The sequence below is a fragment of the Candidatus Woesearchaeota archaeon genome (genome assembly GCA_027858315.1).
Lineage (GTDB): Archaea > Nanobdellota > Nanobdellia > Woesearchaeales > UBA583 > UBA583.
The window spans coordinates 1-6,500 of the sequence record JAQICV010000025.1; the positions used below are offsets into that span (position 1 = coordinate 1).

The 6,500-nt window shown below is 26.8% G+C and carries 12 protein-coding genes; all 12 read right to left on the bottom strand.

Going from position 1 to position 6,500, the window contains the following annotated elements:
- Nucleotides 1-142: 142 nt before the first annotated feature.
- Nucleotides 143-946 (bottom strand): DNA polymerase, encoded by an 804-nt coding sequence (locus tag PF569_01710; GenBank protein ID MDA3854946.1) that lies wholly within the window; start codon nt 944-946, stop codon nt 143-145.
- 201 nt (nt 947-1,147) lie between these two features.
- Nucleotides 1,148-2,386: a DNA polymerase gene (locus PF569_01715; protein MDA3854947.1), complete on the bottom strand. Its 1,239-nt coding sequence runs from the start codon at nt 2,384-2,386 to the stop codon at nt 1,148-1,150.
- Nucleotides 2,386-2,718, bottom strand: a complete 333-nt coding sequence (locus PF569_01720) for a hypothetical protein (GenBank protein MDA3854948.1) — start codon at nt 2,716-2,718, stop codon at nt 2,386-2,388. The genes PF569_01715 and PF569_01720 overlap by 1 nt, the downstream gene beginning before the upstream one ends.
- A complete protein-coding gene (locus PF569_01725) occupies nt 2,718-3,563 on the bottom strand; it encodes a hypothetical protein (protein ID MDA3854949.1) in 846 nt (281 codons plus the stop codon). Before PF569_01725 ends, PF569_01720 begins: the two co-directional genes overlap by 1 nt.
- Nucleotides 3,564-3,851: a hypothetical protein gene (locus tag PF569_01730; protein MDA3854950.1), complete on the bottom strand. Its 288-nt coding sequence runs from the start codon at nt 3,849-3,851 to the stop codon at nt 3,564-3,566.
- Nucleotides 3,845-3,994 (bottom strand): hypothetical protein, encoded by a 150-nt coding sequence (locus PF569_01735; GenBank protein ID MDA3854951.1) that lies wholly within the window; start codon nt 3,992-3,994, stop codon nt 3,845-3,847. Before PF569_01735 ends, PF569_01730 begins: the two co-directional genes overlap by 7 nt.
- Nucleotide 3,995: 1 nt before the next feature.
- On the bottom strand, nt 3,996-4,505 hold the full coding sequence (locus PF569_01740; GenBank protein MDA3854952.1) for a ferritin-like domain-containing protein: 510 nt from the start codon (nt 4,503-4,505) through the stop codon (nt 3,996-3,998).
- Complete coding sequence (locus PF569_01745; protein ID MDA3854953.1) at nt 4,465-4,746, bottom strand: hypothetical protein; 282 nt, start codon at nt 4,744-4,746, stop codon at nt 4,465-4,467. The genes PF569_01740 and PF569_01745 overlap by 41 nt, the downstream gene beginning before the upstream one ends.
- Nucleotides 4,730-4,999, bottom strand: a complete 270-nt coding sequence (locus PF569_01750; GenBank protein ID MDA3854954.1) for a hypothetical protein — start codon at nt 4,997-4,999, stop codon at nt 4,730-4,732. Before PF569_01750 ends, PF569_01745 begins: the two co-directional genes overlap by 17 nt.
- Nucleotides 4,996-5,388: a hypothetical protein gene (locus tag PF569_01755; GenBank protein ID MDA3854955.1), complete on the bottom strand. Its 393-nt coding sequence runs from the start codon at nt 5,386-5,388 to the stop codon at nt 4,996-4,998. The genes PF569_01750 and PF569_01755 overlap by 4 nt, the downstream gene beginning before the upstream one ends.
- A 3-nt stretch (nt 5,389-5,391) precedes the next feature.
- Entirely contained in the window at nt 5,392-5,943 is a 552-nt protein-coding gene (locus PF569_01760; GenBank protein MDA3854956.1) for an ATP-dependent Clp protease proteolytic subunit, read from the bottom strand.
- Nucleotides 5,925-6,500: hypothetical protein (locus PF569_01765; GenBank protein MDA3854957.1), on the bottom strand; the 576-nt coding region annotated here is incomplete at its 5' end. The genes PF569_01760 and PF569_01765, both read right to left, overlap by 19 nt.

Genomic DNA, 6,500 nt, shown 5'->3' on the forward strand with positions numbered 1-6,500 from the left:
CCACTATTTACCCATTTTTGAACTCCTAAGGTTTGCCTCTCGTCTCTTGATAACATTTATTCATTTTGTGTTTTTTATTCATAGTTTACAAAGATACGAAAAATTTCTGTAATTTCCAAATAATCCATCAATTTTCTATTTATTAATGAATCCAAAAATCTCCAATATCAACATGTGCTTTTAAAGGAATTATTGTACAGAAAGGTTTTCCTGCATTTTCCATACAAGATATTAAAGTTTCTGATACAATGTTTGAAATACTATTAGGAGCTTCTACACAAATCTCATCATGCACTAAATTCACTATTTTAACTTTATTAAGCCAACCATTTTTCATCATTTCTTTAAAAAATAAAATGCCAGCATATTTTGTTATATCAGCACTAGAACCTTGAATACGATAATTTTGTGATAATCTTTGTATTTTTGATTTAGCTATATTATATTTCTTAAATTTTTCCTTTGCATCAGTAGCTGTGTGCCAAAAATAAGGATCTTCAACTTCTTCTTTTAAGGTAAAATAATCATTATATGGGCTAAATAAATACTTTCTTTTTGTTATTGGATTAAATTCTATATATCCAAATTTTTCAGCTCTTAAAAATCCTATATTAAAATACTCTCTTAATTTAGGAAAGGCTTCAAAATATGTATCATATACAAAATTTCCCTCGGAAGGACTTATATTACAATTTTTTGCAATTGTACTTCCATTTCCCCCATAATTGATGGCAAATCCAGCATTCTTGGCTAGCTTTCTATTAAAAGGATATTCTTTCTTAATATATGTTAAAGATTGTGGAGTAAGTTCATCTAAAGAACATCTTCTAATCTCTGGATACATTAAAAAAGCAATATAACTATGCATATCAGAAAATCCTTTTTTATAAAAGTTTATGAGATTTTCTTCTTTACTAAAGTTAGCTAGAACGATTTGTTCTTGCAACGAGTTTCTTTCTCGCTGGACTATACCTTAATCATATAGACATTGTCTACGTAGATTCTCCGTGTCTAGTCTCTGCACCTTCCATAATATTTATATCATGGCTTGGCTCAGGATTGTGGGCGCAACCCCCTTTCCCTGAATTTACGGAGCGATCACTTGTAAATTTCTTTACAAGGGAGCCGAATTTTTCATATTTTCTTATTAGATAATATGATGCGTTTTTATACATATTTTGGTAAATATGTGATATTTTATAAGTTTACTCGAATAATCTGCTGCAATAAAAGAATTACCTTCTTCTACAATAAAACAGCTTCTAGTATATGCATCGCTAGGGATATTTTGTAAATTTGGTGCTCCATCACGTTTATTTCCACTAGATAACCTACCAGTGTCCATAAGTTGCTGAAAAGTAGTGTGAATTCTACCTGTATTGACATTTATAAATTTTTGCCAAGACATTCCATAAGTAGATATAATTTTTTGAATTTCTTTATATTTAAGATATATAGGAAGAATTTCAAAATCATTTACTTGTGGATCTAATACCTTTGCATCAATACTATGTTTTTCTTCACCTTTACTATAATATTTAGTTTTTATTCCGTATTCATTAAATAATGGAATTACTTGTTTAGGAGAATTCCAATTAATTGTACATTCTCTTTCACTTGTAAATAAATCTTGCATTCCAGAAAAATAAGCATCTTTTTTATCTCTTAAAAGAAGATTTTCTAAATCTTTTCGTATTTTTTGAGCTTTGCTTATATTTTCAGAGGCTTTAATTTTCCATTTTTCAAAATCTAATTTAATACCAGAATATTCTACATAAGCTAATACTGTTACAAAAGAATTATCTAAAGCTAATGCAGGAGTTAAATCTAGTCTATCTAGTTCTACTAATTGTTTTCTCTTTATAATAGAAAGATATTCTACATCTTTAGCTCCATATAATAATACAGCATCACTTAATCCTTTAGTAATTATCTGACCTCTAATACTTTTATCTAAATAAACTCCACAATATTTCTCTGCTAATGATTGTAAATCCCTTCCTGCATACTGTAATCCATTAGTTAAAATGATTTCAGCAAGCATAGTATCATATATATTAGTAATTAATATGCCTTGATGGAATAAAAATTTCCAATCAAATTTAGCATTCTGAAAAACATATAATCCTTTATAAGAGTTCATAAAATCAATTAAACTTTGGGGAATTTTACCCCCAAAGCTTTGTATGTCAAAAAGTACTTGAAATTCTGTATTACCTAATTGGAGTAATAATATTTTTTTAGTAAAACAATCTAATCCTTCTGTTTCTGTATCTACACTAATTTCTTCTAAAGAAGATAGTATAGTAATAGATTCTTCTATAGAAATTTTCTCATATAATGTATCATCATAGGAAGAATATTGATTAGAAATTAAATATATCATTAATAACCTGTTCCGAGAGAGAATGTTAATACAGATTCTATCTCTTCTTCATAAATTAAATCTGTTAATTCTTCTAATCTTTCAAAGTCTTTTTCTTCACTTAAAGCTTCAAAATCTTCTTCTGCCTCTTCTAGACAATCTGCCCAAGTTTGTAAAGGGTAAATTAAAGAGAGTTCCTCATAAAAATTAAATAATTCTTGATCTAATTTATTAAATAATTCTTCATCTGTACTTTTATTAAGTAAAAAAGTTTTTTTGGAAACATAATTTTCTAATTCCTCTAAATCTGTCCAAGTATATATTGTTATTAAATAATTTGCTCTTTTGTCCATTATACTAATTGTATGTTTTTATGATCCGCTATTTTTTCAATCTGACGCATTCTTTCTTCCCATGAAGAAATATGTATTTTCACTGTTTCTTCAAGAGTGAATAGAATTCTGTACCTGAGTGTCTCAAGTTGTGCAGTTGTTAAATCCATATATTTTTTATGAGGTTTAAGATTTAACATTGCCCTCATTTGAGTATAATTTATACCCTTAGAATTTATATAAAATTTTTCAACTTCTTTTATTCCTAATTGTTCTTTCATAATCTCCAGTCTTTCCTTAACATCTTTTGTAGGAAAACTTTGCATTTCTGAACTAGTCAACCATAAACCTTGTTTAAGAATAAATGTTCTAGTTATATGTTTTTTATCTAATGTGCCAAGTCTGTCAAGACAACCATCTAAAATTAATTTTAGAGGCAAAGTTTCATATTCTTTTGGTATGCTAGAAAACATATGTTGAAGTTGCGCTATAGAATCTTTAAAAGCTTCTTTATTAGTATTTAAAAATGTACTAATCATATTAATTAAACTTCGTCTAGTAATTTGATGTTCTTTTTCTAAATATCTTAAAAATAATTCTACTCCACATTTATCTTTTTGTTTATCAATTAATTCAAGGACTATATATCTGCCTGGATTTTTACTATTTTCATTAAATAGCATTTTAGTGCAGTGATCATAGCACTCTTTTAATTTTATTGAGGATGCCTCAATTAATAAAAATTCTTCTTGTGTATATTGTCCATTGACATCTAATTTCTTTGGTCCTTTCCAGTTAAAAGAATTTATGTCTTCTTTTTTGTCTTTCATAGCTTGACTTATGCGCTCTTCTAATAATGTCTTCATCTAAAAAATTATTTCGTTATTACTTATATCTGTCTCTAAAATAAAATTTATAAAATAAATATTACTATATTTGTATGTTTCTTTTTTATCAGTCGCTGGATTATAATAAGTTTCTCCTGCTTTAACGTTTTGATAATGTAAGAATCCTTCACTACCTAAAGTTACATCAGGAGTTTGCCAATTAGGCAATTTTGTACACATTATATATCCTTCTCCTTCTAATTTTTTAAATACATATATTGTATAGTAACTATCTTTTATTGCTATTAATTTTACTTTTTCTACCACTCATCTTCTAGAAAAGAAGTTTCTTCTGAAGCTATCTCTAAATGATGATTAGGATTTTCTTTTAGATATTTCTCTGGATTTTCTATCCCAAGAATATCAATGATTTCTCCTGATTTTTTATCTGTTATAATATAAGTTTTCATATTATGTGTCTAAAAGTTCTAATACTTTCTCAGATTTTTCAAGTAATCCAGCACCTTCTAATTCCATAATAGATTGGGCTGCTCTACTTACATTTTCTTCTTCTATTTGTTCCTTGATTAATTTTTCATACAACCAACTCATGGTCATAAAATCTTTTTCTTTTTCAGCAATTTCATAGATTTCATAAATCATATTAGTAGTTTCTATTTCTCTCTCTACAGTAACTAGAAAAGGATCAATAATAGACTCTACGGTTTGTATGTCTAAAGTAGGTATGTTTGGATAAATTATTCTACAATCTCCTTTTGTAAGATAATCAAATATCCAATCATGGTGTACTTTTTCTTCAGCAGCTCTCTTTTTATAATATGTATATAGAGAGTCTATTCCTTGTTCTGCAAAATAATTAGCAAAACTATTGTATAATAAGTAATTTTGTAATTCATGCACTATTTGACGCATCAATAGCTCATTTACTGGGTCGCTTATTAGTTTTAATTTTCTGTTCATTAAAATATGGTTTAAAATTGTTTCTTGCAAGCCACTTTAAAGGAGCTGCATGTAATTCTGTATTTATACTTACATAAGTATTTACTTTAATATCTTCTTGAACTCTAAGGAATCTATCAGAACTAAAAAATTTATGTAATGCAAGTGAATATATATTATTATATTTTATATAAACACACATTTCATAAACAAACTTATTAGTTTTATCTAGCAAGATTCCTTGTTTATCCTTTATGTACATCTAATAGACTAGCTATTTTTTTAACTTCCTTTTTATAGGAATTTAAAAATTCTTTTAAAGAATAAACATCTTGTTTTTTATTTACTCTATCTATAACAATTCTTTTAATGCAATTTTCTATAGCCATATCATGCCCAATATTTCGGAATTCCTCTCTTTTTTTATCAGGATCTTTTGCATTAACTATTTTAATAAGATAAAGATCAAATGTATCTTCCCCTTCTATTTTAAAATCTGATTCTTCAATTATCATTTTATGTTTTCATAAATAAGTTTTTTTAATGATCTATTTTGTCTTCTATCATACATATTATTCCAATCTCCTCTAGTTAAAGTTTTCTTTATTTGATATCGTATTCTTGAGTAAGATCTAAAAGTACGTTTTCTATCCAAAGTTTTATATCCATCTATAAATCCAATTCCCTTAATAAAAATAACTACATGAGAAGGAGTATAGAACTCTTTTAAAGTAGTTCCTATTGGAAAATAGTCTTCAAAATAAATTGAATGAGAAATATTTAATTCTTTAAGTCTTTCAGAAAAATAATAAGCAAAATAACCACATCCTCCAGCATTAAGACATTTTATATTCTTCCTAATTTTATACTGTAATGTTTGAATTTTTTCTTCTAAAGTATCCATGTTTTATAAAATATCAGTTATTAATTCTATTTCTTTAGCTTCTTTTGCTCCCATCCACTTATCTTCTTTTAAAGTATTCTCTGGATCTTTAATAGAAGTTTTTTCTTTAAGAATTCTATATAAAATTTTTTGTAAGAGTCTTCCTTCTTCAATAGCAACTTCTACAGAAGACAAAGTTCCTATTGCACCAGCTTGTACCTGATGTAACATAAACCTTGTATTCTCTAAACTTTTTCTAACTTGACCCATTAACATTAATATAGCTCCCATAGATGCAACACATCCCATTCCAATTGTCTCAATTGGGGAACTTATTAATTTAGAAGTATCATATATTGCTAAACCTTGGTTAACTTCTCCTCCTGGAGTATTAATATAAATTTTCATAGGATCAGTAGATATAGAATCTAAATAAAATAGTTGGGCAATTACTCCATTAGCTAATTCTGAGTCTACTACATCATCTATAAAAATGATTCTTTCTTGGATTAGTTTTGAAAACACATCCATAACTGCAATATTACTGGGACTTTCTTCTACGATTGTTCTGAACATAAATTATTATTTTTATAAATTACTATATGTCTTTCAGGACTTAATATACCAAAATCTAATTTGTCTACTACAACATCTATATTATTCTCCATTAAAAATTTTTTAGAGAATGTTTGTTGTTCAGGTAGACAACAGATATTACTATATAAATAAGTCCAATTAGGAAAAACTTTAACTACATCTTCTAAATTAACATGAGCATGTACACAGGAAAGTATATAATTTTCTGCGGAAATATGAAATTCTTTAGTAAAATCTTCATATTTTCCCTTATAATAATCAAAATATTTAGTATTCCATTTTGTTAAAAATAATTCTAAATTATGATTAATTTGAGGATCAATACTAATATTGACACTCTGTGTCAAATAAGAACTCATAATTCCTGTTCTAGCATGTGCTCCATCTCCTATATGAAAGATTGTTTCATTTTTTAAATGAAGAATTTTTTTCATATTATGAATAAAAGCATAAGATTCAGTTAATTCTTTAGAGGGTTTTTCAGCTAATCTAAATAAACTCCATAATTCCTCAAAACAATTCATATAAAGAAGTCT

Bases quoted from the DNA above. Each gene is read 5' to 3' on its own strand.
- PF569_01715 (MDA3854947.1), bottom strand. From the start codon at position 2,386: ATGATATATTTAATTTCTAATCAATATTCTTCCTATGATGATACATTA.
- PF569_01720 (MDA3854948.1), bottom strand. From the start codon at position 2,718: ATGGACAAAAGAGCAAATTATTTAATAACAATATATACTTGGACAGAT.
- PF569_01725 (MDA3854949.1), bottom strand. From the start codon at position 3,563: ATGAAGACATTATTAGAAGAGCGCATAAGTCAAGCTATGAAAGACAAA.
- PF569_01735 (MDA3854951.1), bottom strand. From the start codon at position 3,994: ATGAAAACTTATATTATAACAGATAAAAAATCAGGAGAAATCATTGAT.
- PF569_01740 (MDA3854952.1), bottom strand. From the start codon at position 4,505: ATGAACAGAAAATTAAAACTAATAAGCGACCCAGTAAATGAGCTATTG.
- PF569_01745 (MDA3854953.1), bottom strand. From the start codon at position 4,746: ATGTACATAAAGGATAAACAAGGAATCTTGCTAGATAAAACTAATAAG.
- PF569_01750 (MDA3854954.1), bottom strand. From the start codon at position 4,999: ATGATAATTGAAGAATCAGATTTTAAAATAGAAGGGGAAGATACATTT.
- PF569_01755 (MDA3854955.1), bottom strand. From the start codon at position 5,388: ATGGATACTTTAGAAGAAAAAATTCAAACATTACAGTATAAAATTAGG.
- PF569_01760 (MDA3854956.1), bottom strand. From the start codon at position 5,943: ATGTTCAGAACAATCGTAGAAGAAAGTCCCAGTAATATTGCAGTTATG.